At 57.1% G+C, this 24,072-nt stretch carries 20 protein-coding genes, 4 tRNA genes and 1 riboswitch; of the genes, 13 read left to right on the forward strand and 11 right to left on the reverse strand.

Translation table 11 applies throughout. The features are described 5' to 3' along the window. The first annotated feature begins 159 nt into the window (after window positions 1–159). From BN1117_RS11750 to BN1117_RS11765, 4 genes are all read left to right on the forward strand, one after another. Entirely contained in the window at window positions 160–1,896 is a 1,737-nt protein-coding gene (locus BN1117_RS11750) for an ABC transporter transmembrane domain-containing protein (RefSeq protein ID WP_040097585.1), read from the forward strand. Next, on the forward strand, window positions 1,893–3,644 hold the full coding sequence (locus BN1117_RS11755) for an ABC transporter transmembrane domain-containing protein (protein ID WP_040097587.1): 1,752 nt from the start codon (window positions 1,893–1,895) through the stop codon (window positions 3,642–3,644). The genes BN1117_RS11750 and BN1117_RS11755 overlap by 4 nt, the downstream gene beginning before the upstream one ends. Window positions 3,645–4,130: 486 nt before the next feature. Beyond that, a riboswitch (Lysine riboswitch) is annotated at window positions 4,131–4,302 on the forward strand. 88 nt (window positions 4,303–4,390) lie between these two features. Further along, window positions 4,391–5,971 (forward strand): Na+/H+ antiporter NhaC family protein, encoded by a 1,581-nt coding sequence (locus BN1117_RS11760; protein ID WP_040097588.1) that lies wholly within the window; start codon window positions 4,391–4,393, stop codon window positions 5,969–5,971. Between the two features lie 92 nt (window positions 5,972–6,063). After that, a complete protein-coding gene (locus tag BN1117_RS11765) occupies window positions 6,064–6,645 on the forward strand; it encodes a thymidine kinase (protein WP_005351181.1) in 582 nt (193 codons plus the stop codon). Between the two features lie 80 nt (window positions 6,646–6,725). On the opposite strand, the gene BN1117_RS11770 is transcribed toward BN1117_RS11765, so the two are convergent. Further along, window positions 6,726–8,063 (reverse strand): flavohemoglobin expression-modulating QEGLA motif protein, encoded by a 1,338-nt coding sequence (locus BN1117_RS11770; RefSeq protein WP_040097590.1) that lies wholly within the window; start codon window positions 8,061–8,063, stop codon window positions 6,726–6,728. A gap of 158 nt (window positions 8,064–8,221) precedes the next feature. Here BN1117_RS11770 and BN1117_RS11775 point away from each other — a divergent pair, with 158 nt between their 5' ends. The 3 genes from BN1117_RS11775 to BN1117_RS11785 all read left to right on the forward strand — a co-directional run bounded on the left by BN1117_RS11775 (window position 8,222) and on the right by BN1117_RS11785 (window position 9,725). Next, on the forward strand, window positions 8,222–8,677 hold the full coding sequence (locus BN1117_RS11775) for a type III secretion system chaperone family protein (RefSeq protein WP_005346451.1): 456 nt from the start codon (window positions 8,222–8,224) through the stop codon (window positions 8,675–8,677). Window positions 8,678–8,902: 225 nt separating this feature from the next. Further along, a tRNA-Ser gene (locus tag BN1117_RS11780) sits at window positions 8,903–8,990 on the forward strand. 543 nt (window positions 8,991–9,533) lie between these two features. After that, window positions 9,534–9,725 (forward strand): hypothetical protein, encoded by a 192-nt coding sequence (locus BN1117_RS11785; protein ID WP_040097593.1) that lies wholly within the window; start codon window positions 9,534–9,536, stop codon window positions 9,723–9,725. A gap of 431 nt (window positions 9,726–10,156) precedes the next feature. Here the strand turns inward: BN1117_RS11785 and BN1117_RS11795 are convergent. From BN1117_RS11795 to BN1117_RS11805, 3 genes are all read right to left on the reverse strand, one after another. Further along, window positions 10,157–10,232, reverse strand: a tRNA-His gene (locus tag BN1117_RS11795). Window positions 10,233–10,283: 51 nt separating this feature from the next. Beyond that, a tRNA-Arg gene (locus BN1117_RS11800) sits at window positions 10,284–10,360 on the reverse strand. 37 nt (window positions 10,361–10,397) lie between these two features. Then, window positions 10,398–10,474 (reverse strand) — tRNA-Pro (locus tag BN1117_RS11805). Window positions 10,475–10,687: 213 nt separating this feature from the next. Between BN1117_RS11805 and folD the strand changes: the two genes are divergently transcribed. Further along, window positions 10,688–11,542, forward strand: coding sequence for a bifunctional methylenetetrahydrofolate dehydrogenase/methenyltetrahydrofolate cyclohydrolase FolD (gene folD / locus BN1117_RS11810; RefSeq protein ID WP_040097596.1), 855 nt, complete (start codon window positions 10,688–10,690; stop codon window positions 11,540–11,542). 117 nt (window positions 11,543–11,659) lie between these two features. On the opposite strand, the gene cspD is transcribed toward folD, so the two are convergent. Next, window positions 11,660–11,878: a cold shock-like protein CspD gene (gene cspD / locus BN1117_RS11815; protein WP_005300025.1), complete on the reverse strand. Its 219-nt coding sequence runs from the start codon at window positions 11,876–11,878 to the stop codon at window positions 11,660–11,662. 229 nt (window positions 11,879–12,107) lie between these two features. Here cspD and clpS point away from each other — a divergent pair, with 229 nt between their 5' ends. Beyond that, a complete protein-coding gene (gene clpS / locus BN1117_RS11820; RefSeq protein ID WP_040097598.1) occupies window positions 12,108–12,425 on the forward strand; it encodes an ATP-dependent Clp protease adapter ClpS in 318 nt (105 codons plus the stop codon). 59 nt (window positions 12,426–12,484) lie between these two features. Next, window positions 12,485–14,740, forward strand: a complete 2,256-nt coding sequence (gene clpA / locus BN1117_RS11825) for an ATP-dependent Clp protease ATP-binding subunit ClpA (RefSeq protein ID WP_040097599.1) — start codon at window positions 12,485–12,487, stop codon at window positions 14,738–14,740. A 68-nt stretch (window positions 14,741–14,808) separates the two neighbouring features. On the opposite strand, the gene infA is transcribed toward clpA, so the two are convergent. The 3 genes from infA to aat form a co-directional block, all read right to left on the reverse strand. Continuing rightward, window positions 14,809–15,027, reverse strand: a complete 219-nt coding sequence (gene infA, locus BN1117_RS11830) for a translation initiation factor IF-1 (protein ID WP_005300033.1) — start codon at window positions 15,025–15,027, stop codon at window positions 14,809–14,811. A 68-nt stretch (window positions 15,028–15,095) separates the two neighbouring features. After that, window positions 15,096–15,812, reverse strand: coding sequence for an arginyltransferase (locus BN1117_RS11835; protein WP_040097600.1), 717 nt, complete (start codon window positions 15,810–15,812; stop codon window positions 15,096–15,098). Next, on the reverse strand, window positions 15,809–16,516 hold the full coding sequence (gene aat, locus BN1117_RS11840) for a leucyl/phenylalanyl-tRNA--protein transferase (protein WP_040097601.1): 708 nt from the start codon (window positions 16,514–16,516) through the stop codon (window positions 15,809–15,811). The genes BN1117_RS11835 and aat overlap by 4 nt, the downstream gene beginning before the upstream one ends. Before the next feature lie 19 nt (window positions 16,517–16,535). On the opposite strand from aat, the gene BN1117_RS11845 reads away from it, so the two are divergent. After that, complete coding sequence (locus BN1117_RS11845) at window positions 16,536–17,006, forward strand: outer membrane lipoprotein (protein ID WP_040097602.1); 471 nt, start codon at window positions 16,536–16,538, stop codon at window positions 17,004–17,006. 108 nt (window positions 17,007–17,114) lie between these two features. Here the strand turns inward: BN1117_RS11845 and BN1117_RS11850 are convergent, their stop codons facing one another. The 3 genes from BN1117_RS11850 to ald all read right to left on the reverse strand — a co-directional run bounded on the left by BN1117_RS11850 (window position 17,115) and on the right by ald (window position 20,676). Beyond that, window positions 17,115–18,362: a diguanylate cyclase gene (locus BN1117_RS11850; protein ID WP_005351207.1), complete on the reverse strand. Its 1,248-nt coding sequence runs from the start codon at window positions 18,360–18,362 to the stop codon at window positions 17,115–17,117. Window positions 18,363–18,424: 62 nt separating this feature from the next. Then, window positions 18,425–19,375 carry a thioredoxin-disulfide reductase gene (trxB, locus tag BN1117_RS11855; protein ID WP_040097603.1) on the reverse strand — a complete coding sequence of 317 codons (951 nt, stop codon included), beginning with the start codon at window positions 19,373–19,375 and terminating at the stop codon, window positions 18,425–18,427. Window positions 19,376–19,560: 185 nt separating this feature from the next. Beyond that, on the reverse strand, window positions 19,561–20,676 hold the full coding sequence (gene ald, locus BN1117_RS11860; RefSeq protein WP_040097604.1) for an alanine dehydrogenase: 1,116 nt from the start codon (window positions 20,674–20,676) through the stop codon (window positions 19,561–19,563). Between the two features lie 150 nt (window positions 20,677–20,826). Here ald and lrp point away from each other — a divergent pair, with 150 nt between their 5' ends. Together lrp and BN1117_RS11870 are read left to right on the forward strand one after the other, a co-directional pair. Beyond that, entirely contained in the window at window positions 20,827–21,318 is a 492-nt protein-coding gene (gene lrp, locus BN1117_RS11865; RefSeq protein WP_005300047.1) for a leucine-responsive transcriptional regulator Lrp, read from the forward strand. Window positions 21,319–21,520: 202 nt separating this feature from the next. Then, window positions 21,521–24,040 (forward strand): DNA translocase FtsK, encoded by a 2,520-nt coding sequence (locus tag BN1117_RS11870; protein WP_040097605.1) that lies wholly within the window; start codon window positions 21,521–21,523, stop codon window positions 24,038–24,040. Window positions 24,041–24,072: the final 32 nt, after the last annotated feature.

Raw genomic sequence — 24,072 nt, forward strand, 5'->3', positions numbered from 1 at the left:
ATAGTAATTATTCTCAACCAGCCCGGTTCGGGATATGATGAGCTTTCATTCGAATCGCCTCCAGCCGGAGGCGATTGTTTTCATTCTTCTATATTCTGCGTGGTCTCTCGATAGCCGCTCTGGCGCGGTCACGGGCAGGTAGCGTTAAAGGTTGGTGGTGTGAGCGTATTTCTACGATTGAGCTGGTTTTTCAAGGAGCAGTGGCCCCGCTATCTGGCCGCTATCTCCCTGCTGCTGATGGTGGCCCTGTTGACGGTTATTCCGCCCAAAGTGGTGGGCTGGGTGGTGGATGGCATCACCAGGGGGGATCTCGACACTGGCACCCTGATGCGCTATCTGGCAGGGCTGTTTGGTCTGGGGGTACTGATTTATCTGCTGCGCTACGTCTGGCGGGTGATGCTGTTTGGTGCCTCTTACCGGCTAGCCTATGTCCTGCGTAATCGTCTGTTCAGCCATTTCACCCGGATGAGTCCCGATTTTTATCAGCGCCACCGTACCGGCGATCTGATGGCCCATGCCACCAACGACATTCAGGCGGTAGAGATGACCGCAGGCGAAGGGGTGCTGACCCTGGTGGACTCCATCATGGTCGGGGTATTGGTACTCTCCATCATGTGCAGCCAGTACTCCTGGCAGTTGACGCTGGTCTCCTTGCTGCCGCTGCCGGTGATGGCCTATTTCATGAACCGCTTTGGCAAGCAGATCTACAAGGAGTTCAAGGCGGCGCAAGGGGCCTTCTCCAGGCTCAACAACAAGACCCAGGAGGCCCTTTCCGGGGTGCGGGTGCTGAAATCCTATGCGGTTGAATCGTTGGAAGATGAAGGCTTTGCCGAGCTGACCCGGCAGGCGGGGGAGCGCAATATGGCGGTGGCCCGCATCGATGCCAAGTTCGATCCGGTCATCTACCTCTGTATTGGTTGCTCCTACTTCCTCGCGGTGGCGGGGGGCAGTCTGCTGGTGCTGCGCGATGAGCTGACCCTGGGTGAGCTCACCAGCTTCACCATGTACCTCGGCCAGCTGATTTGGCCGATGTTTGCCATCGCCTGGCTGTTCAACATCATCGAGCGGGGCAGCGCCGCCTACTCCCGTATCGAAAGCCTGTTGGGGGAGCGCAGCGATATCGAAGAGCCCGCCCAGCCGACCGCGTTTGTCTCAGCCTTTCCCTTGCAGATCAAAGGGGTGAGCTATCAACTTGAGCAGCGCACCCTGCTTGCGGATATCAACATTACCCTCAAGCAAGGGGGCATGCTCGGGGTAGTGGGGCGCACCGGGGCAGGCAAGAGCACCCTGCTCAAGTTGTTGATGCGCCTTGCCAATCCGACCCACGGTTCGATTTTCATGGGGAGCGTACCGATTAACCAGCTGCCGCTCGCCACACTGCGCAGCCAGTTTGCCTATGTGCCGCAGGAGCCCTTCCTGTTTTCCACCACCATCGCCGCCAATATTGCCCTCGGCAAACCCGATGCGAGCCGCGAGGAGGTCGAACGGGTGGCGCGCATTGCCTGTGTCCACGATGATATCGTGCGTTTCCCCAAGGGCTATGAGACCGAGGTCGGGGAGAAGGGGGTGACCCTCTCCGGCGGCCAGAAACAGCGGCTGGCCATTGCCCGCGCCCTGCTGCTGGAGGCACCCATTCTGGTGCTCGATGATGCGCTCTCGGCGGTGGATGCCCACACCGAGCAGCAAATTCTGCACGCCCTCAAGGCCCATCGTCGCACCCTGATCCTGGTCAGCCATCGCATGACGGCGGTGGAGCAGGCCGACGAGATCCTGGTGCTGGAGCAGGGGGCCGTCAGCGAGCGAGGTCATCATGGTGTCCTGATGGCGCACAATGGCTGGTACGCAGATATGGTGCGTTATCAGCGTCTCGAAGAAGCGGTGGAGGAGAGCCTGTGAATCCGACCATTAAACGACTGCTTGCCTACTGCGCCCGCTATCCTCGTTGGCTCATTCAGGCGGGGATGTGCCTGCTGCTCGCCACCGGCGCCGAAGTGGCCGGACCGCTGCTGATCAAGCTTTTTATCGATGACTATCTGGCGCCTCGCAATATCGTGCTGCCCACCATAGCCCTGATTGCAGCGGGCTATCTGGGCTTGCAGGTGCTGTCGGCGGCGGGTTTCTATTTGCAATCCCTGCGCTTTAACCGCATCGCCCAGGCGGTGGTGCAAACTTTGCGCGAGCAGGTATTTGCCACCGCCATCCGCTTGCCAGCCAGCTACTTTGACAAGCATCGCTCCGGCTCGCTGATTTCCCGCATCACCAACGACACCGAGGCGATCATGAACCTCTATGTGCAGGTGATCGGTATGCTGGTGCAGAAGATGGTGCTCTTGTGCGGCATCCTCATCTCCATGGCGCTGCTGGACTTGCGGCTGATGCTGGTCTGCTCCCTGCTGCTGCCCGCGGTGGGCACAGTGATGTGGCTCTACCAGAAATTGAGCGTGCCGGTGGTACGGGCGACCCGCAGCCTGCTCTCCGACATCAACAGCCGCCTCAACGAGTCGCTGCAGGGGATGCCTGTCATTCAGGCCATGGTGCAGGAACGCCACTTTGCCAATGCCTTTGCCGAGGTGAATCAGCAGCACAGGTCGGCACGGATCAAGAGCCTCAAGATCAACGGCATTTTGCTGCGCCCGCTTATCGATCTCTTCTACATGATGGTGCTGATCGGCCTGTTGGCGCTGTTTGCTCACGAGGGGCTTAGCGCAGGCGGCGCCATCCAGGTGGGGGTGCTCTACGCCTTTATCAGCTATCTGGGGCGGATGATCGAGCCGCTCATCGAGATGACCAACCAGCTCAACCAGTTGCAGCAGGCCATGGTCGCCGGGGAGCGGGTCTTTGCTCTGCTCGATGAAACCCGCGAGAGTACCGACGGCGAGCTGTGCCCGCTGGAAGGGCGGGTCAGTTTCGAGCGGGTGAGCTTCTCCTACGATGGCGAGCAGCAGGTGCTGCGGGAGGTGAGCTTTGCCGCAGAACCGGGCCAGATGCTGGCGCTGGTGGGTCATACCGGCAGCGGCAAGTCCACCATCATCAGCTTGCTGATGGGCTTCTATCCGCTGGATCAGGGGCAGATCCGCTTCGATGATCACGCTCTGGATACCCTGTCGCTGGCGGCGGTGCGCCGCAGTATCGGGCTGGTACAGCAGGATCCCTTTATCTTCGTCGGCACCCTGGCCGAGAACCTGCGTCTCGGCCGCGCCGGAATAGACGAAGCGCGGCTCTGGCAGGCGTTGAGCGAGGTGCAGTTGACCGAGTTTGTGCGCAGCTTGCCACAGGGGATCAACACCCTGATGGAGGAGGGGGGCAAGAACCTCTCCGCCGGCCAGCGGCAACTGCTCTCCTTTGCCCGGGCGCTGGTGGGGGATCCGCGCATCCTCATTCTCGATGAAGCGACGGCGAGCGTGGACTCCCAGACCGAGTTGGCGCTGTCGCAGGCTATCTCGGCCGCCCGTCGTGGCCGCACCACCATTGCCATCGCCCACCGCCTCTCGACCATCGTCGATGCGGACGAGATCCTGCTGCTCTCCCGCGGGCAGGTGAGCGAGCGGGGTAGCCACAGCGAGCTGATGGCCTTTGGCGGCAACTATGCCCAGCTGTTCGAGATGCAGAGTCAGGGGGCCTGGCTGGAAGAGAAGCGAGCCTGATTGGCCAATTGGCTGTGAACAGTGAGATGAATACGAAGGGGGAACCGATGTGGTTTCCCCTTTTTTTGCGTGCACTGCGACAACAGTTATCCGGTCACCGTGGTCGTGACCGGATAACTGGGAGATGGAGGGCTCGAGGGTAACTGGTGACGCACAAGTGCCGGACCCCGTCTCCCTGAACGTAGAAGACAGGGCACTCGTCAAGGGCGAGTCAGCAAAAACGGTTGCTGCAACTTATCCATATCTGGAGGCGGATACGCTGGCAGGCGAAGTGGTGACGTAGCGAGCATGACGCAGATAATCAATATGAGCCGTCATTGGGTCTTGTGGCTGGATTTCAATGAGACCTTATTAGGCAAAAATAGCTCCAAAATGGGAGTTGTTGAATCATTTGACTACCCTTTTCGAACGTTGCTATGTTTTTCATGAGTATTTAATCGGAAAACTTGCTATAAGCTGCCATCTCGATAAAATGTGCGACGAATACCTTTAAGTAGAGGCGCGCTGCCTATGAGTATTTGTGCGGAGGGTGATGCCTGTGATGCACAAGGAAAGGAGTCAGCGCCGAAGTGGCCAGGCCATCATACCGGGCTGCTGGTTCTGCATCTAATAGGTGCAGGACTGCCATAGTCATCCACTATGGAGCGCTACCTGAAGGGGCTGAGGAGTATAACCTCCCCATAGGTTTTGTTTCTTTAGATCCTCTCGGTAGATCTCCACCTGTTTTCTTTAGGTGAGAAGAGATCATGGACATTACTCATTTTGCCGACTCCGGTTGGTCTGTTGTTCCCCCCCTGTTAGCTGTCGCACTGGCGATCCTGACCCGCCGCGTGCTGTTGTCCCTTGGTGTGGGCATCGTGGCAGGCAGTCTGTTGCTCAACCAGTTTTCGCCCCTCGAATCCCTGCATTACATGTTGAATACCGTGCTCAAGATCTTCTGGGTCGATGGTGCGCTCAATAGTGACAACGTCAACATGATCCTGTTCATGCTGCTGTTGGGTGGCCTTATCAGCCTGATGAGCGTCTCCGGGGCGACCCGTGCCTTTGCCGAGTGGGCCGAGCGTCGTGCCAAGACCCGTAAGGGTGCCAAAGCGCTGACCGGGATGATGGTTTTTGCCTTCTTTATCGATGACTTCTTCCACAGCCTGTCGGTGGGGGCTATCTGCCGTCCGGTGACTGACCGCTTCCAGATCTCCCGTGCCAAACTGGCCTATCTGCTGGACTCCACCGCGGCGCCAGTCTGTGTGCTGATGCCCATCTCCTCCTGGGGTGCCTATATCATCGCCCTGGTTGGCGGCATCATGGCGGCTCACGGTTTGACCGAGCAGAGCCCCATCGCGGCGTTTGTCGAGATGATCCCGATGAACCTCTACGCCGTCTTCACCCTGGTGATGGTGCTGGTGGTGATCGCGTTTCAGCTCGATATCGGCCCGATGCGCCAGCACGAAGCGTGGGCGCTGGAAGGCAAGCTGTGGGATGAGTCCAAGGGCCGCCCCATCGGTCTGGATATGGAGAGCCCGGAGGAGAGCAACGGCGGCATGATCGACATGGTACTGCCGATCCTGACCCTGACCGCCGCTACCATCTATTTCATGATTGATTCCGGTGCGGCGGTGCTGAGCGAGAAAGGGCTGCCATTCAGCGTGCTCGGCTCGTTCGAAAATACCAATGTCGGCTCTTCGCTGGTTTACGGTGCCCTCTCCAGCCTGGTGGTCTCCATCGGTCTGGCGATGCGCCTGAAGCTGGGTGCCAAGAACTGGATCAAGGCCGCGCCACAGGGCGTCATGGCCATGCTGCCGGCGATCAACATCCTGCTGTTTGCCTGGACCATCGGTGCCGTGGTGCGCGACGTGGAGACCGGCAAGTACCTGGCTTCGTTGGCCAATGGCAACCTGCCGATCGAAGTGCTGCCTGCTGTGGTCTTTATCCTCTCCTGTGCCATGGCGTTTGCCACCGGCACCAGCTGGGGTACCTTCGGTATCATGCTGCCGCTGGCCGGTGATATGGCTGCCGCCAGCGACATCAGCCTGATGCTGCCGATGCTGGCTGCGGTACTGGCTGGCTCGGTGTTCGGGGATCACAGCTCGCCCATCTCAAGCACCAGCATCCTCTCTGCCACCGGTGCCGGTTGCCATCACATCGATCACGTGATGACCCAGCTGCCCTATGCACTGGCCATCGCCTTCGGGGCGGCACTGGGTTACCTGGCAATGGGGTTCATGCACTCCAGCCTGGCCGGTTTCAGCGTCAGCGCCCTCTGGTTCGTGCTCTTTACCAGCTATCACCTGAAAAAGGCCAAAGCGCGGCCAGAGCTGGCCACCGCGTAACATTTATAGAGCAAGGGGCCCCGCGGGCCCCTTGGTTTTGTCAGGGGCGTTGGTTAGCATGCGCCCCATAAATTCAGTTTCGGAACCGTATCATGGCTTCACTGCACTACAAATTTGCCACCATGAATTCAGGCAAATCCACCCAGCTTATTCAGGCGCACTTCAACTATCTGGAGCGGGGTATGCATCCTCTGGCGATGACGCCAGCCATCGACGACCGTTTCGGGGTCGGGGTGATCAGTGCCCGGGTTGGCCTTGAGCTGAAGGTGGACGTGTTCAGCGACAGCTGTGATCTGTTTGAAATGGTGAAAGCGCGTCATGCGAAGAAACATATCGATGTTTTTATCGTGGACGAGGCCCAGTTCCTGACCCGTGAGCAGGTCTACCAGCTGGCCCGCATCGTCGATGAGCAGGATATTCCGGTGATGGCCTATGGCCTCAAGACCGATTTTCGTGGCGAGCTGTTCCCCGGTTCCTACCATCTGCTCTGTCTGGCCGACAAGTTTGAGGAGCTGAAGAGCATCTGCTGGTGCGGCAACAAGGCTCACATGAACTCCCGGGTCAACGAAGCGGGTCAGGTGATGCGTGATGGCGAACAGGTGGAGATCGGCGGCAACGATCGCTATGTGTCGCTCTGTCGCAAACACTATCTCGAAGGTCGGGCCTACAAGTAAGTCGGCTGCGATATTTGAATCGTCGAGTAGGGCGCCAATCTGGCGCCCTTTTTATTTTCCCCAACTTGTATCGCTGTGGTTCAGTCGATCTCGATATCCACCGGCGCGATGATGGGGTCGGCCACCGGCAGGCGTTGAAACAGCTGGCGAAAATGGTGCTGTACCCGGCCGATATCCACCAGTGACATGCCGGAGGCAAAACCGAACCAGACATAGAGGCCGGTGAGATCGCGAAACATCGGCGGCAAATAGCGGGGAGCGGCGATCAGCCCCTCCAGATAGTGCTGATAGAGCACCGGAATATCATCCAGTGTCACCTTGCCGACAAACAGCATCGGCAGGATCTCGGGTACCCCTTCCAGCACGGCGCTGCGGATAAAGTTGACCGTCTCCACATAGCCACGCACGTAGGAGAGATCCTTGGTAAAGCAGGCGCCGCCGCCCACCATGCCGCCACGAAAGACCCGCTGGGTGATCTTGTAGGCGTCGTGCTCGCTGGTGCCTTGCTGCACGAAGTGCTGAAACACCTCGATAAAATCGGCGCCGCGCTCGGCCATGTCGATGGCCATCACCCGATCGGAGATGCGCTTGGCCCGATCCGGAAAGGAGCTGAAGGTGAGGGTCTCTATCAGGACGGCCAGCCCCTCCTGACAGGCGGTGATCCGCGGTGAACCAGCGCTCAGCCAGGTGGCATAGGGCTGCTGGCGACCGTTGAGGGTGGTGCCGACATGAACCCACCCCTCGTGTACTTCCAACACCTGCAAGTCCAGCTCGGAGAAACGGGCGTGGGCGTTGAGCTTGATGTAGTCGCCACCGGCCGCGGCATCGGAGACGATGCCATCGCTCAGCTTCACCTGCACAGTGCCATCACTGAAGTAGCTCGACAGCTTACCCTGCAGTTTGGCTACCGCGGCGTCTCCTGCGAACTCCTTGGGGTAGGGGCGCACCAGATGGCGTGCACCGGGCAGGGAGAAGATGTCGCACAGCCGGGCGCCCAGCTCCTTGAGGGTCTTGCGATCCCCGCGCAGGTGAGCGCTGGCAGAGCCATAAAGCAGCTGGCTGTAACGCTGAAAATCGGGTTGGCCGCGCTGGCGCAGCATCTCGATCACCACCATGTACTGATCAACTGTCCCTTGCAGGATCCGGCCAAGATCGTCCTGCGGCCCCAGCTTTCTGCGGATCCTGTCCCGCAACTCCTTGAGTTCCAGATACTTGTTGCGCGGCTCGAAGCCAAGGGGGAGGGCATTATAGAAGTGACTGTCGATAGCGGGCAGCTCCCTGCCACCGCTTGCCAGAAAGCGATCCTGCAGATGGCGTGGCCATTTGATGGCATCCAGGATCCGGATTGGGTTTTGCAGGACGAGCAGCTCATCCGAGAGTGATTTCAGATGCAGGCGATACTTTTCTTGGATGGTCATGGGGCCCTCTGCGGGGCAAATATCATCGTGGATTTGGCTGAGTATATGCATAGCGCTTGCCAAAAAGAAGCGAGCCGCATGGTTATCGGGTTGGCGTGCTTTTTGTTGATAGCAAATTGGTTTAGACTGCGCCCCTTGATCCCAATCGTGTCGTGGAAATGATGAATATCCCCAGCTCCGAAATGATAATGCGTTGGTTGCAACAGGCTCGTATCGAGCACTATGTCTGCGACCAGTGTCACGGTATCCACATTGTCTCTTTGCAGTCGGTCGACGGTATTCAGGAGAGCCGGATCTTCGTGGAAGAGGAGGGCCTGCTGTTCTCTTCCGAGTTGGAAGTTCGCCCCTCGGCTCTGTTACCGCTGGTTGCCGAACTGGGACGACTCAATATGCAGTACCCCTCCCTCAAGGTGTTCCTCGATATCATCGATGACAACCTGCCGCGGCTGGTGGTCGGCCATACCGTCTTTACCAAGGCCGGGCTCAGTGTCGAGCAGTTCCTGCTGTTCGTGCAAAGCACCATCGCAGCCACCCACGAACTGGTTGCCGAATGCGAACGTTCCGGCTTTCTCAACCTGCCTGAAATCCAGGTAGCACCGGAATCTGTGCATTAAGTGTTCGAACGATTCGCCAAGTGAAAAAAGCCGTTGACGCGGGCGGGGCTTTCCCCTAAATTACGCCCCGTTCCAACGCGACAGCGCAGCGAACATTGTGTTGGCTGAACACGTTAAATCACAGACAAAATTTTGGTGAGCTACCCGAGTGGCTGCCCACCGATGAAGTAGGTAAAAAAGCACGCATGGCGTGCTCAGAAAGCCACTTCAAAGAAGAAAAAATTTGGTGAGGTGTCCGAGTGGCTGAAGGAGCACGCCTGGAAAGTGTGTATACGGCAACGTATCGAGGGTTCGAATCCCTCCCTCACCGCCAAATATAACCCGTTGAATTTCAACGGGTTTTTTCATTTCTAGGCTTACGTGATTTTTTCCTGGATCAACTGGGTGGAACAATCATGTATCTGGGTAAAAATGCCTCCGGCACCTACTACACTCGTCTCCCGCTGCCTAAGTCATTACGTGACCCTGGCTTGCTCTTCGCTATCCGTACTTCCCTTTGCACCAAAGATCGTCAGCTCGCCGTAGACCGAAACCTGGCTGTGGCAGCTCGCACTCGCGCACTTATCACGGCTACCCCTGCCGATACAGCCCCCCGCAGTTTCTATCGCTGGATCCGCGCCGATCTTGACGCGTTCAAGGCAGCGGGGTTCATCCTCCCTCCTCAAACACCTTCCACACCTCGTGAACCTTCTGTTGATGCCTCAGCTTGCTCCAGCAGTGGGATCACCCTCAGCCACGCACTGGCGAGATTCATCGAGACTAAAACCTGTGAGGGGATCCAGCACAAGTCGATGGGCCAGCTCCGACTTAGGAGTAACGCGTTTGTCACCTGGCCGAACGGATCAAGATCAATGAGGTGGCACCGACCCTGGCGCAGGAGTACCGCAACAGTTTGCTGCACAAGCGCGACATCAGTGTCAAAACCGGGGAGGATTACCTGGCTGCACTGAAACAGTTACTCCATGGGTGTGTGGTGCCGGACTATTGCACTCGCAACCCGTTCGAGAGGCTGACTGCGGGCAAGAACCCCATCAAACGCGCAAGATGACGACAGGGTACGCTGGCATTGCCCACAACTGTGCCAGTTTGCACAGCAAACAATTACAGAAAGGCAAAAAACTGAAATGGCAGGACTGGTGGGTTCCCCTGTTGTACTTGTATGCCGGATTGGGACCTTTGGAGGCGTATCAGCTGAAGGTCCAGAGCATCAAGCAGATTGAAGGGGTCTGATGGCTGATCGTCGAGGCTGGCGAAGCAGATCAGCAGCTCAAGATAGCTGCGACTCGCCATATGGAGAATAAACGTGCTGGATGCGTACCGGGGTATCACGATCCAGTGAGAGGGGATGTCTAGATAAGGTTGCGACGTTGCAGAGGGTAAAACAAAAAACCGGCCTTGGCCGGTTTTTTGTGGTGCAGGCAATAAATGCACTGCGCCAAATCGATTGATATCACCTTGCGGCAATCATCGATGGAGTAATGGGGTGGCTGATGGGGCTCGAACCCACGACAACCGGAATCACAATCCGGGACTCTACCAACTGAGCTACAGCCACCACTGAAATCTTTATCAACATTCGCCAATCCAAAAGGAAGGGGAACATCAATGGCGCGCCCTGCAGGATTCGAACCTGCGACCCACGGCTTAGAAGGCCGTTGCTCTATCCAACTGAGCTAAGGGCGCTTTGTATCAACACGTCTTGACGACAAGTCGATGAACATGGTCGGTGATAAAGGATTCGAACCTTTGACCCTCTGGTCCCAAACCAGATGCGCTACCGGGCTGCGCTAATCACCGAAAACCCCTTGCCAGCATATCGACAACAGTCTTACTGGGCAACGGGCGGGCATCATAGCCAAGCGTACGGGCCAGCGTCAATGACTTTTTCCCCCAGTAAATTCAAGTGCCTACTTATTGCCCGCTAGAGGTCTGGCACGTGCCTGCCGCTAACATCCCGGCTAAAAAAATGCGACAATGCGCGGCAGTTGAACACATGGTGAGTGGAGAACGATGTCTGCCAAAATCATAGATGGAAAACAGGTTGCGCAAACGATTCGCAACCAGGTCGCGGCGCAAGTCCAACAGCGGTTGGCGGCAGGGAAACGGGCTCCAGGGCTGGCAGTCATTCTGGTGGGGGCGGATCCCGCCTCTCAGGTCTATGTCGGCAGCAAACGCCGGGCGTGCGAGGAGGTGGGGTTTCTCTCCCGCTCCTATGATCTGAGTGCAACTGCCAGCCAGGAAGAGTTGCTGGCGCTGATCGACCAACTAAATGCAGATAGTCACGTAGATGGCATTCTGGTTCAGTTGCCGTTGCCGGCTCACTTCGATACCACTCTGGTACTGGAGCGGATCCAGCCTGACAAGGATGTAGATGGATTCCACCCGTATAACGTCGGCCGTCTGGCCCAACGTATTCCGGCGCTGCGTCCCTGCACACCGAAAGGGATCATGACGCTGATTGAGACCACGGGCGTGAAGACGCACGGTCTGCATGCGGTCGTGGTGGGAGCGTCCAACATCGTGGGGCGTCCCATGACCCTCGAATTGTTGCTGGCGGGTTGCACGACCACGACTTGCCATCGTTTTACGCGGGATCTGGAAGAGCAGGTACGCCGTGCCGATCTGCTGGTTGTTGCGGTCGGCAAGCCCAACTTTATTCCGGGTGAGTGGATCAAGCCGGGAGCACTGGTAATTGATGTGGGGATCAATCGCCTGGCGGATGGCTCGCTGGTCGGGGATGTGGAGTTTGAGACGGCGCGCAGCCATGCCTCCTTCATTACTCCGGTACCCGGTGGCGTGGGCCCGATGACGGTGGCCAGCCTGATGGAAAATACCCTGATCGCCTGCAGTGAATATCACGACTGATCATGGCTGGTGATAACCCTGTGATCCCGTGAGGCGGCAGGACTCGCCAGAAATCTGACAATAAAAAACCGGTTGCTCAGAGAGGAACCGGTTTTTTATTTATCCAACGGGTGTTATTTACATATTTTGTGCTTCGTTTGGCACAATCACAGAAGCGTGATTTCCTTTCGGCCCCTGTTGCAGTTCAAAATTGACGGCCTGACCCGCTTTCAGAGTCTTGTAGCCCTCCATTTGAATCGTGGAGTAGTGAGCGAAGATATCCTCACCGCCCCCTTCCGGACAGATAAACCCAAATCCTTTTGCGTTGTTAAACCACTTAACTGTGCCGGTTGCCATACTTCTACATCCTTTTATTGATTACCCAGAAGTCGTTGAGTAACCTGCGCCAGCCCTTTATAACTAGGGACATGAGCCCATAGCAGACGGGCACAGATTAGCAAGTAACCAATCTAGTCTAACTTTTGAGCGAGTCAAGAAGTTGTTAACAGCTGATGTGATCTGGTTAACAAGTCTATTGACAAGCTTGTGTTAGACGGTAGTAATCTAGAGGTACCAAAGCGCGATTATGAGCAAGCAGAAAGAACTCTTTGCTAATGAAGATATTGCAGAAGCAGAGAAAACAAAGCTACAGCCGCCACCCATGTATAAGGTTGTGTTGAACAACGATGACTACACGCCGATGGAGTTTGTGGTGGAGGTGCTGCAAAAGTTCTTTGGTATGGATTTGGACAAGGCGACTCAGGTCATGCTGAGTGTGCATTATAGTGGTAAGGGGGTCTGCGGCATGTTTACTGCAGAGATCGCTGAAACCAAGGTTGTCCAAGTCAACACCTATGCACGTAACAACGAGCATCCACTGCTCTGTACTATGGAAAAGGCTTGATACTGATGACTTGATGGCGAGTATGACACCACATTGTTGCTGTACTAGGGGAGGTGCCTATGTTGAATAAAGATCTGGAAAAGACGCTAAACGAAGCTTTCAAGTTGGCTCGTGACGAGCGCCATGAATTCATGACCGTTGAGCACCTGTTGTTAGCCCTTCTGGATAACAATTCAGCCCATGAGGCGCTGAGCTCCTGTGGTGCCGATGTCGAGCAGATGCGCAAGGAGATCCACGCATTCATCACTCAAACTACGCCACTCATACCGCGCGACGATGAAGATCGTGAAACCCAGCCGACACTGGGGTTCCAGCGGGTGTTACAGCGTGCTGTCTTCCATGTGCAATCCTCCGGCAATACCGAAGTGAGTGGCGCTAACGTGTTGGTCGCTATCTTCAGCGAGCAGGAGTCACAAGCGGCCTATTTCCTGAAAAAAGCCGAGATCAGCCGTCTCGATGTTGTCAATTTTCTCTCTCACGGGGTGCGCAAGGACAGCAAACCGGAACTCGGTAGCAATAACAATCCCGAGTCTGATGATGATGTCTCGGCTGCCCAGATCGAGAGCTTTGCCACCAACCTGAACCAGCTGGTGCTGGAAGGGCGCATCGATCCACTGATTGGCCGTGATCAGGAGCTCAATCGTACCATCCAGGTGCTCTGCCGCCGTCGCAAGAATAACCCGCTGCTAGTGGGGGAGGCGGGCGTAGGCAAAACCGCCATTGCCGAAGGGCTGGCATATCGTATCGTCAAGGGTGATGTCCCCGAGGTGATTGCGGGTAGCACCATCTATTCGCTGGATATGGGGTCTCTGCTGGCGGGTACCAAATATCGCGGTGATTTCGAGAAGCGCCTCAAGGTACTGCTCAAGCAGATTGAGCGTCAGGAAGGGGCCATCCTCTTTATCGACGAGATCCATACCATCATCGGTGCCGGTGCGGCATCTGGTGGGCAACTGGATGCGGCCAACCTGATCAAGCCGCTGCTCTCCAATGGTTTGCTCCGCTGTGTGGGATCCACCACTTATCAGGAGTATGCCCAGATCTTTGAAAAAGACCGTGCGCTGGCACGTCGTTTCCAGAAGATCGATATCATCGAGCCGACAGTTGATGATACCACGCGTATCCTGATGGGACTCAAAAGCCGTTATGAGGCCCACCACGGCGTGCGCTACACCGCCAAGGCGATCCGTGCGGCTGCCGAGCTCTCTGCCAAGTACATCAATGATCGTCACTTGCCCGACAAGGCGATCGACGTGATCGACGAGGCGGGTGCCGGTCAGCGGTTGCTGCCTGCGAGTAAACGCAAGAAAGTGATCAATGTGCAGGAGATTGAGTCCATTGTGGCCAAGATTGCCCGCATTCCGGAGAAATCAGTCTCCTCCTCTGATAAAGAGGTACTGAAGCACCTGGAGCGCAATCTGAAGATGGTAGTCTTTGGTCAGGACAAGGCTATCGAAGTGTTGGCAGATGCCATTCGCCTGTCACGCTCAGGCCTTGGCAACGAGCGCCGTCCGGTTGGTTGCTTCTTGTTTGCGGGCCCCACTGGTGTCGGTAAAACAGAGGTGACCCAGCAGTTGGGCAAGGCATTGGGTGTCGAGATGCTGCGCTTTGATATGTCCGAGTACATGGAACGCCATACCGTATCTCGCCTGATTGGTGCGCCTCCCGGTTATGTCGGTTTTGAACAGGGTGGTTTGCTGACCGATGCGGTGATCAAGCATCCTCACTCGGTGGTGTTGCTCGACGAGATTGAGAAGGCGCATCCGGATGTGTTCAACCTGCTGTTGCAGGTGATGGACAACGGTACCCTGACCGATAACAACGGGCGCAAGGCGGATTTCCGTAACGTTATTCTGGTGATGACTACCAACGCCGGTGTGCAGGAGACCCAGCGCAAATCGATTGGCTTCCAGCAGCAGGATTTGAGCCACGATGCCATGGCGGTGATCAACAAGACCTTCAGTCCGGAGTTTCGTAACCGGCTTGATCACACCATCTGGTTCAACCATCTCGATATGACGGTGATCCATCAGGTGGTCGACAAGTTCATTGTCGAATTGCAGGTTCAACTGGATGCGAAGGGAGTTTCTCTTGAGGTGTCCGAGCGTGCCCGCCACTGGTTGGCGGAGAAGGGATATGACAGAGCCATGGGCGCCAGACCGATGGGGCGGGTGATCCAGGAGCACCTCAAGAAGCCCTTGGCCAACGAGATCCTGTTCGGATCACTGGTTGATGGGGGGATAGTGAAGGTTGAGTTGGGAAGTGACAGCCTCAGCTTTGATTTTCAGGTCAATGTTGAAGCTGTTTCCCACTAAGCGTCAGTGATCAGACAACGACAAAAAACCCCAACCGACAGGTTGGGGTTTTTTGCTGAATTCCTGGCTTAGCGAGAGCGGAAAACAATACGTCCCTTGGAGAGATCGTAGGGAGTCAGTGCTACCGTTACTTTGTCTCCAGTCAGGATACGAATGTAGTTTTTGCGCATCTTGCCTGAAATATGAGCGATAACCACGTGACCATTCTCCAGTTCCACACGGAACATGGTATTGGGCAGGGTTTCGAGAATAGTGCCCTGCATCTCAATACTGTCTTCTTTAGCCATTGAATCCTCTTGATAAGCCACAACAAAAAACCGCTGGATCATGCCGGATTTAAGGCTATGTGTAAAGTTTACTCGGGCTTGGTGTCGATATTTTTCCATTCGCCCTGAATTAACAGCTCATGAGGGAGGTAATTGCGTTTGTAATTCATCTTGCGGCACGCCTCCACCAGATAGCCAAGATAGAGCCAGCTTCGCCCGGTTCGCTTGGCCAGATCGAGCTGGCAGAGGATGGCAAAGGTGCCCAGGGAGCGATCGGCATAATCCGGATCGAAGAAGGTGTACATGGCGCTCAAGGAGTGGGGGAGCAGGTCTGTGGTGGCGACACCGATAAGGCGGTCCTCTTTGCGCATCTCCAGGTAGAGCGGCGGCATCCAGTCACAATGGAGAAACCCGCGATACTGGCTGCGGTTGGGGGGATACATGCTGCCATCGCGATGGCGTTCGCGGATATAACGTTCGTAGAGCTGGTAATACTCGGGCTTGTCATCGTAGCTCAGGACGATCTCGATATCTTTGTTGAGCTGGCGGATCCGCTTTTGGCCGCGGCTGGGGCGAAAGCGCTCGCTGTGAATACGAAGGGACTGGCAGGCATGGCACGCCGGGCAGTGGGGGCGATAGATATCGTTGCCACTGCGGCGAAAACCGGCAGTCAACAATCGCTCGTAGCCGTTGGCGTTGAGCAGATTGTGATCCATCAGTACCAGCAGCTGCTCCTGTTCATGGTCCAGATAACTGCAGGGATGCTTGGGAGTCAGCCCTACTTTAAGGATCACTTCTTCAGTCATAGGCTGATCTCCCCCTCTTGCCAGCAGGAAGCCAATAGTGGTTGATGGCCAAGGCGAGTCAGCTCGGCCAGAAAACGGGCCCTTGGCCACTCCTCGATACCCAGGGTCGCCAGAAACGGGTTCTGCATCTGGCAATCGATAAGTGCTCCACCATGGCGTGAAAAGTGGCGACAGAGTGCCACCATGGCCAGCTTGGCGCCGTTATCAATCCGGCTGAACATGGATTCACCGCAAAAGACTCGCCCGATAGAGAGGCCATACAGTCCCGCTTGCAACTCTCCCTCCTGCCAGATCTCGATAGAGTGGGCATGACCCTGTCGGTGCAACTGCTGGTAGGCCTCGATCATGGGTTGGCTGATCCAGGTGCCATCGGCAGTGCGACGAGGGGCGGCGCAGGCGGTAATGACTTCATTAAAGGCGCGATTGACGGAAATATCGAATGGGGTACGGCGGATAGTCTTCTGCAGTGTCCGCCCCACATGAAGTTGGTCGGGACGGATCACCCCGCGCGGATCCGGTGACCACCACAGGGTCGGCTGGTGGGGTTCATTCCACGGGAAGATCCCCTTGTGATAAGCTGCCAGCAATCTGGCCGGGGAGAGATCTCCGCCAATCGCCAGCAAGCCGTTGGGCTCTTCCAGCGCATGGCTGGGGTCGGGAAACCAGCAAAGCTCATCATCCAGTTGGGTAAGATAGCGAGACATAAGGCAACGAGGTTCATAGATGAAGGCCATTATCCTGATAGTATCCAGCTTGTTCTGCTTTGTCACGGCGCCCGCCGGGGCGGAGGTCTACCAGCGCAATACCGCGCGGCCAGTCAATCAGGTGGTGTTTGGTCAGGTCGAAACGGTGCGCAATATTACCCAGCGCCAGATCCTGGAGTCCGAGCACTCTGGCTGGAAGACGCTGGGTGGTGCCGTGTTGGGCGGCCTGCTGGGCAACCAGTTTGGCGGCGGTCATGGCCGTGAAATCGCCACCGCCGTCGGGGCGCTCGCGGGTGCTGCGGCTGCGCAGCAATACCAGTTAGGGGGAACCGTGGTGGAAAACAAGCTGGTGGAGCTGCTGATCCGCAACGAACAAAATGCCCTTATCAACGTGATCCAGGATTATGATCCCGCCATGGTCTTTGCCAATGGGGACAAGGTGCGCATTCTCTACTTCGATGATGGGGTGCGGGTCGACAAGACTTACTGACTTTCGATAGTCATGGTGATGGGGAGACTGTGGCAGGGAAGGAACCCGCAGACTCTCCTGCTGGAAAGTCTGTCGGGCGGTAATACACGGGACTGATGCCCTGAGGATTCAGATAGCTGTCTCTTGAGAGACTATCTTGTCGCGACCGGTGTTCTTTGCCTGATAGAGCAGCCGATCCGCTACGCTCAGCGCCTCGTCCATGGATATCCGCCCGACGCTGATCACGCCGTAACTGGCGCGAACAAAGAGCGGGGTTTCCGGTGACAAAGGTTGCTGGCGCAGCTGCTGACGCAGCCCTTCAAGACGCTTGATCAACACGGGGACGGTACAGTGAGGCACCATCATGGCAAACTCCTCTCCGCCAAAGCGGGCGATCATGGCATCGGGGAAGAACTGGGTCAGTAGCCGGGTCAGATGGCAGAGCAGTTGATCGCCGATGGCATGGCCCCAGTGATCGTTGACCTGCTTGAAGTGATCCACATCGAGCACACAGAGTGCGAGAGGCGTCTGCTGGCGCTGATGCTCTTCAAACCATTTTTGCCCTTCGTTGAACCAGTAGCGCCGGTTGTAGAGACCGGTCAGGTAGTCACGATTGGCTGATTCCTGAATACTGTTGAACTGCTCAAGGGCCTCCAGATTGTGGCTGACCCTGCACTGCAGCTCTTCCGGCTCGAACGGCTGGTTGAGAAAGTCGTTGGCGCCCTGCTTGAGGTAGCGAGCAGAGAGACCGCGCTTGTCCGAGACCGAGATCCCGATAATCGCGAGCTGCTGCTTGCTGTATCGCTCTCTCAGCATCCGCACCAGACTGATGCCATCGATATCCGGCATATAGTAGTCGACCAGTGCCAGCCGGATGTCCGGGTGTTGCTCCAGCATCGCCATCGCTTCACGGGCATGACTGGCCTCATGCACCTGCAACAACTGCTTGCGCAACTGGGCCATGGTGCGGTGACGGGAGGTGCGTGAGTCGTCGACTACCAGCACTTCGATAGACTGGTTGAGATAGAGGCGGTGCACCAGACTGACGGCATATTGCAGCGAGTGGCGCGAATCCTTCATCACATAGTCCAGCACGCCGGTTTCCAGCCAGGCGGCACGTTTATCCTCGCTGATGTCGGCAGTGAGGATCACCACCGGCAAACCTCGAGCCAGCAGCTCGTTGACCGCTTCGCCACGGGGCGCATCCGGCAAGGTCAGGTCCACCAGCGCGACCACATACTCCTCTCCCCGACAGTGACGGGCACCTTCGAGGGTATCGAAGGCGTCAATCTCGAGGCCAGTTTGCTGGGCAATGGCCTGAGTCAGCATACGGCGGATGGTCAGGCTATCTTCGACAATCAATATCTTCTGTTTCATTAGACTCCTTTAAATAAAAAAGGCATACCGACTGGTATGCCTTATATCACAACTGCGCTTGTTTATTGCGCGTCAAGGTAGCGTTCGGCATCGAGGGCTGCCATGCAGCCGGTACCGGCAGAGGTGATCGCCTGACGGTAGTTGTGGTCGGCCACGTCACCGGCGGCAAATACCCCTGCAATGCTGGTCTGGGTGGCAAAGCCGTCCAGCCCGCCACGAACCTTCAGGTAGCCGTTTTGCATCTCCAGCTGGCCATCGAAGATCTGGGTATTGGGCTGGTGGCCGATGGCGATGAAGACGCCCATCAGCGGCAGCTCGCTGGTGCTGTGGTCCTGAGTGTTGCGCAGGCGCACACCGGTGACCCCCATCTGATCCCCCAGCACTTCGTCCAGGGTCTGGTGGGTGTGCAGCACTATGTTGCCGCTCGCGACCTTGTCGTGCAGACGTTTGATCAGGATCTTCTCGGCACGGAACTCGTCGCGGCGGTGGATCAGGTGCACCTTCTTGGCGATGTTGGCCAGATAGAGGGCTTCTTCAACAGCGGTGTTGCCGCCGCCGATCACCGCCACTTCCTGATTGCGATAGAAGAAACCGTCACAGGTGGCACAAGCTGAGACGCCGCGGCCCTTGAAGGCCTCTTCGGAGGGCAGACCCAGATACTTGGCGGAGGCGCCGGTCGCGATGATCAGGGCATCGCAGGTGTATTCGCCGTTGTCGCCCTTGAGGCGGAAGGGGCGCTGGGTTAGCTCCACGCTATTGATGTGATCGAAAAGGATACGGGTATCGAACTTCTCGGCGTGGGCTTTCATGCGCTCCATCAGCGCCGGGCCGGTCAACCCTTCCGGATCGCCGGGCCAATTCTCTACCTCGGTGGTGGTGGTCAGCTGGCCACCTTGCTGCATACCGGTGATGAGCAGGGGATTGAGGTTGGCGCGGGCTGCGTAGACGGCGGCAGTGTAACCGGCCGGGCCTGACCCCAGGATCAGCAATTTGCTGTGAGTGACTTGGCTCATGATGTGATTTCCGATACGTGATGAGTTTGCGCGATTGTAGGGAATTCGTGATCCGGGGTCAAAGGCCAGTGAGTCGATTGCACTAATCGTGTTCACAAGGGGTGACATGCAAAATAACGGAATAAAAAAACCGCCCATCGCGGGCGGATTTTCACTCATCTCCTACTGGCGCGGGCCAGCGCAGATCAGTTCAGCAGGGTCAGGGGATCCGTGTAGGCAAGGCCATGTGCCACGGCCACTTCCTTGCAGGTGAGTTTGCCCTCCATCACATTGAGCCCGTGCAGCAGGTTGGGATCGCTCAGCAGTGCCTGACGATATCCTTGCTGGGCCAGCTTGATAATAAAGGGGAGGGTGGCATTGTTGAGCGCCACGGTCGAGGTGCGGGCCACCGCCCCCGGCATGTTGGCGACACAGTAGTGCACCACCTCATCGACAATATAGGTCGGATCCTGGTGGGTGGTGGCGTGGGAGGTCTCCACACAGCCGCCCTGATCGATGGCCACATCGACGATGGCAGAACCCGGCTTCATGCGCGCAATGTGGTCACGGCGGACAAGTTTTGGCGCAGTGGCACCCGGTACCAGCACGCCGCCGATGACCAGATCGGCCGCCAGAATGTGCCGCTCCAGGCTTTCGCTATTGGAGTAGACCACCTTGGCTGCGCCCTGGAACTCGTTGTCGAGACGGCGCAGGGTATCGATGTTGTTGTCGAGGATGGTCACATCTGCCCGCAGACCAACGGCCATGCGGGCTGCATTGGAGCCGACCACGCCGCCGCCGATGATCACCACCTTGGCCGGTTCGACCCCGGGGACGCCGCCGAGCAGCACCCCACTTCCGCCACGCGATTTTTCCAGCGCCTGGGCACCCGCCTGAATAGACATGCGTCCGGCTACTTCCGACATGGGGGCCAACAGGGGCAGGCCGCCACGGCTGTCGGTGACGGTTTCATAGGCGATGCAGATGGCGCCGCTTTGCAGCAGCGCTTCGGTCTGGGGCAAGTCTGGCGCCAGATGCAGATAGGTGAACAGGGTTTGACCCGGCCGCAGCATGGCACATTCAACAGGCTGAGGTTCCTTGACCTTGACGATCATCTCGGCTTTGGCGAAAACCTCTGCTGCAGAGGCCAAAATTTCGGCGCCAACAGCAATATAATCTGCATCGCTGAAGCCAATGCCGTTTCCTGCACCGCTTTGGACGAAAACAGTATGGTTTCGTGCTGTCAGTTCACGTACACTGGCCGGAACCATGCCTACGCGGTATTCATGGTTTTTTATCTCTTTAGGTACACCGATGATCATGCTATCCCTCGCTTATAGATTGGCGTTTAATGTTGCATAAATGTTAACTAACATTTGCGCCTAGTATATTCAGGTATTGACAGGATTTGTGACCATAATTATAAAATGACTGGTGATTCTTACCAAAAAATAGCCAAAGGATGGAATAAAATGATGGAAGCTAAGAGTCGGCTAAAGGATTTGGACAGGATTGACCGCAACATTCTCAATGAACTGCAAAAGGATGGCAGGATTTCGAATGTTGAGTTGTCCAAGCGAGTTGGCCTGAGTCCTACACCGTGTCTGGAACGGGTCCGTCGTCTCGAGCGACAAGGTTATATCGAAGGATATGCCGCTATTCTGAACCCTCATTATCTGGACGCATCTCTGCTGGTGTTTGTAGAGATAACCCTCAATCGCGGGGCGCCTGATGTGTTTGAACAGTTCAACAAGGCTGTTCAGGTGCTCGAAGAGATCCAGGAGTGTCATCTGGTTTCCGGTGACTTCGACTATCTGCTCAAGACCCGAGTCAGCGACATGTCGGCTTACCGCCGTCTGTTGGGGGAAACCCTGCTGCGTCTGCCCGGTGTCAATGACACCCGCACCTACGTGGTGATGGAAGAGGTCAAGCAGAGCAGTCGTCTGGTGATCAGCACCCGATAAAGCAGGTTATGCCGTGGTATCTTTTCCATATGAGACACCATGACAGTCAGAAACGAGCGGCCGGTCCGCTCGTTTCTTCTTGTAAAGATAATTGCAAATATGGCCCCGTCCCATCAGGCTCTGGCTGACAATCGATGGGCTTTTCGGGGATACTAGGCCCCCTTATTTCCTGCATTACATGTTTTCAGAAAGGAGCCGGAGTTTGGCCGATAAAAAGCTGTTTACTCCTTTATCAGGTACACAACGGATCTTCGAAGCCGTCTTGATAGCCATCACCCTGATGGCTGCTTATCTTCTGCTTGCCCTGTTGTCCTATCATCCCGCCGATCCCGGCTGGTCCCAGACCTCCTGGCAAGGTGAGGTCAAGAACCTCGCCGGTAGTGCCGGTGCCTGGCTCGCCGATATCACCATGTTTACCTTTGGTGCCTTCTCTTATCTGGTGCCGCCGCTGGTGGTGCTGCTGGGCTGGAGTCTGTTCTGGCGTCCGAGCCGTCTGCTCGATGTGGATTACCTCACCCTGGGGGTGCGGATCATCGGCTTTATCCTGACCGTGCTTGGCATGTCGGCCATTGCCAGCATGAACTTCAATGATTTGCAGAACTTCTCCGCCGGTGGGCTGGTGGGGGATGTGATCGCCTCCGCGGTGGTGCCGCTGTTTGGCGGTGTCGGCGCCAACCTGATGCTGCTCTGCTTCGTGGCCACCGGCATTACCCTGTTTACCGGCTGGTCCTGGCTCACCATCGTTGAGCAGATTGGCGCAGCTTGTACCGGTTCGGTCAGCGCTGTTTACCACTTTCCGACCACCCTGGGCCGCTGGCTGACCGGGGGCTGGCGTCAGCCCCGCAACGAGGGACCAGACCCCTTGCTGGAAGGCGGGGTAGGAGCCATCGCGTTTGATGACGAGGATGAAGACGATCCTCACAATAACTGGGGGCGCCGCGCCAAAGGCAAAAACCAGAAAGGCTCCAAGGAGGAGTGGTTGCCTGAACTGGACGACGACACCTTCGAATTCGATCCCAGATTTGATGATGAAGATGATGAGCTGGCTCCGGCTGCCAAGCCGAAACGTGCGGTTGCGGCTGCTAATGGTCGCCGTCAGCCGGTACTGGCTGTGGCCGATGACGATGATGAGAACGAGCTGGATCTGCCCTGGGCCGAGGGGGACGATCAGGTTGCCGCACCGGTAGCCGTTGCACCGACCAAGCCCAAGCGTCGTCCGCAATCTATGCTGCCCCCGCTGCCGAGCATCGAGCTGCTGGACAGGCCGCCAGCCAAGACCCAGATGATGAGTAAGGATGAGCTGGATCGGATGGGCCGTCTGGTGGAGGCCAAGCTTGCCGACTACAACGTGCAGGCAAAGGTGGTCGGCGTCTATCCGGGCCCGGTCATCACCCGTTTTGAACTGGATCTGGCGCCTGGCATGAAGGCGAGCAAGATCACCAACCTGTCCCGCGATCTGGCTCGCTCCTTGTCTGCCAGCAGTGTGCGAGTAGTTGAGGTGATCCCCGGCAAGACCTATGTGGGGATCGAGCTGCCCAACCGGGTGCGTCAGACCGTTTACCTGCGCGAGACCCTCGACTGCGATGCCTTCCGCGATAGCCGCAACCCGCTCACCATGGGCCTGGGTCAGGACATCGCCGGTGAACCGGTGGTGGTGAACCTTGCCAAGATGCCGCACCTGCTGGTGGCGGGTACCACGGGTTCCGGTAAGTCGGTGGGGGTCAACACCATGATCATCTCGATGCTCTACAAGTCATCCCCCGATGATCTGCGCTTTATCATGATCGATCCCAAGATGCTGGAACTCTCGGTCTACGAAGGGATCCCCCATCTGCTGACCGAGGTGGTGACCGACATGAAGGACGCCGCCAACGCCCTGCGCTGGTGTGTGGGCGAGATGGAGCGCCGTTACAAGCTGATGTCGGCAGTCGGGGTGCGTAACCTCAAGGGCTACAACGACAAGGTACTGGCCGCCATCGAGGAGGGGGATCCCCTGCTGGATCCGTTGTGGCGTCCGGGCGACTCCATGGACCAGATACCGCCAGAGCTCGAGAAATTGCCCCACATCGTGGTGGTGGTGGACGAGTTTGCCGACATGATGATGATCGTCGGCAAGAAGGTGGAAGAGCTGATCGCCCGTATCGCCCAGAAGGCGCGGGCCGCCGGTATTCACCTTATTCTGGCGACCCAGCGTCCGTCGGTGGATGTCATTACCGGTCTTATCAAGGCCAACATCCCGACCCGTATTTCGTTCCAGGTGTCGAGCAAGATCGACTCGCGCACCATCATCGATCAGGGCGGCGCCGAATCTCTGCTTGGTATGGGCGACATGCTCTACATGCCGGCCGGTACCTCCAACCCGACCCGGGTACACGGTGCCTTTGTCGATGATCACGAAGTGCACAAGGTGGTGGCGGACTGGAAACTGCGCGGCGAGCCGAACTACATCGAGGAGATCCTCTCCGGTGAGTCAGGGGGCGAAGGTGGCAGCGGCGAATATGGCGGTAGTGGCGATGAAGAGCTGGACCCCCTGTTCGACGAAGCGGTCGCTTTTGTGGTGGAGTCCCGCCGTGGCTCGACCTCCAGCGTCCAGCGCAAGTTCAAGATTGGTTACAACCGGGCAGCCCGTCTCATCGAGCAGATGGAGAATCAGGGCATCGTCAGCTCACCGGGTGGCAATGGTCAGCGCGACGTGCTGGCACCGCCGCCGGTGCGGGACTAAGCCTCACCATTTCATATTATCCCTGGCCATGC

It is taken from the genome of Aeromonas australiensis (genome assembly GCF_000819725.1).
GTDB classification, from domain to species: Bacteria; Pseudomonadota; Gammaproteobacteria; order Enterobacterales; family Aeromonadaceae; genus Aeromonas; species Aeromonas australiensis.

Coding starts and splice junctions, on each gene's coding strand:
- BN1117_RS11760 (WP_040097588.1), top strand. CDS start 4,391: ATGGACATTACTCATTTTGCCGACTCCGGTTGGTCTGTTGTTCCCCCC.
- BN1117_RS11765 (WP_005351181.1), top strand. CDS start 6,064: ATGGCTTCACTGCACTACAAATTTGCCACCATGAATTCAGGCAAATCC.
- BN1117_RS11770 (WP_040097590.1), bottom strand. CDS start 8,063: ATGACCATCCAAGAAAAGTATCGCCTGCATCTGAAATCACTCTCGGAT.
- BN1117_RS11775 (WP_005346451.1), top strand. CDS start 8,222: ATGATGAATATCCCCAGCTCCGAAATGATAATGCGTTGGTTGCAACAG.
- folD (WP_040097596.1), top strand. CDS start 10,688: ATGTCTGCCAAAATCATAGATGGAAAACAGGTTGCGCAAACGATTCGC.
- cspD (WP_005300025.1), bottom strand. CDS start 11,878: ATGGCAACCGGCACAGTTAAGTGGTTTAACAACGCAAAAGGATTTGGG.
- clpS (WP_040097598.1), top strand. CDS start 12,108: ATGAGCAAGCAGAAAGAACTCTTTGCTAATGAAGATATTGCAGAAGCA.
- clpA (WP_040097599.1), top strand. CDS start 12,485: ATGTTGAATAAAGATCTGGAAAAGACGCTAAACGAAGCTTTCAAGTTG.
- infA (WP_005300033.1), bottom strand. CDS start 15,027: ATGGCTAAAGAAGACAGTATTGAGATGCAGGGCACTATTCTCGAAACC.
- BN1117_RS11835 (WP_040097600.1), bottom strand. CDS start 15,812: ATGACTGAAGAAGTGATCCTTAAAGTAGGGCTGACTCCCAAGCATCCC.
- aat (WP_040097601.1), bottom strand. CDS start 16,516: ATGTCTCGCTATCTTACCCAACTGGATGATGAGCTTTGCTGGTTTCCC.
- BN1117_RS11845 (WP_040097602.1), top strand. CDS start 16,536: ATGAAGGCCATTATCCTGATAGTATCCAGCTTGTTCTGCTTTGTCACG.
- BN1117_RS11850 (WP_005351207.1), bottom strand. CDS start 18,362: ATGAAACAGAAGATATTGATTGTCGAAGATAGCCTGACCATCCGCCGT.
- trxB (WP_040097603.1), bottom strand. CDS start 19,375: ATGAGCCAAGTCACTCACAGCAAATTGCTGATCCTGGGGTCAGGCCCG.
- ald (WP_040097604.1), bottom strand. CDS start 20,676: ATGATCATCGGTGTACCTAAAGAGATAAAAAACCATGAATACCGCGTA.
- lrp (WP_005300047.1), top strand. CDS start 20,827: ATGATGGAAGCTAAGAGTCGGCTAAAGGATTTGGACAGGATTGACCGC.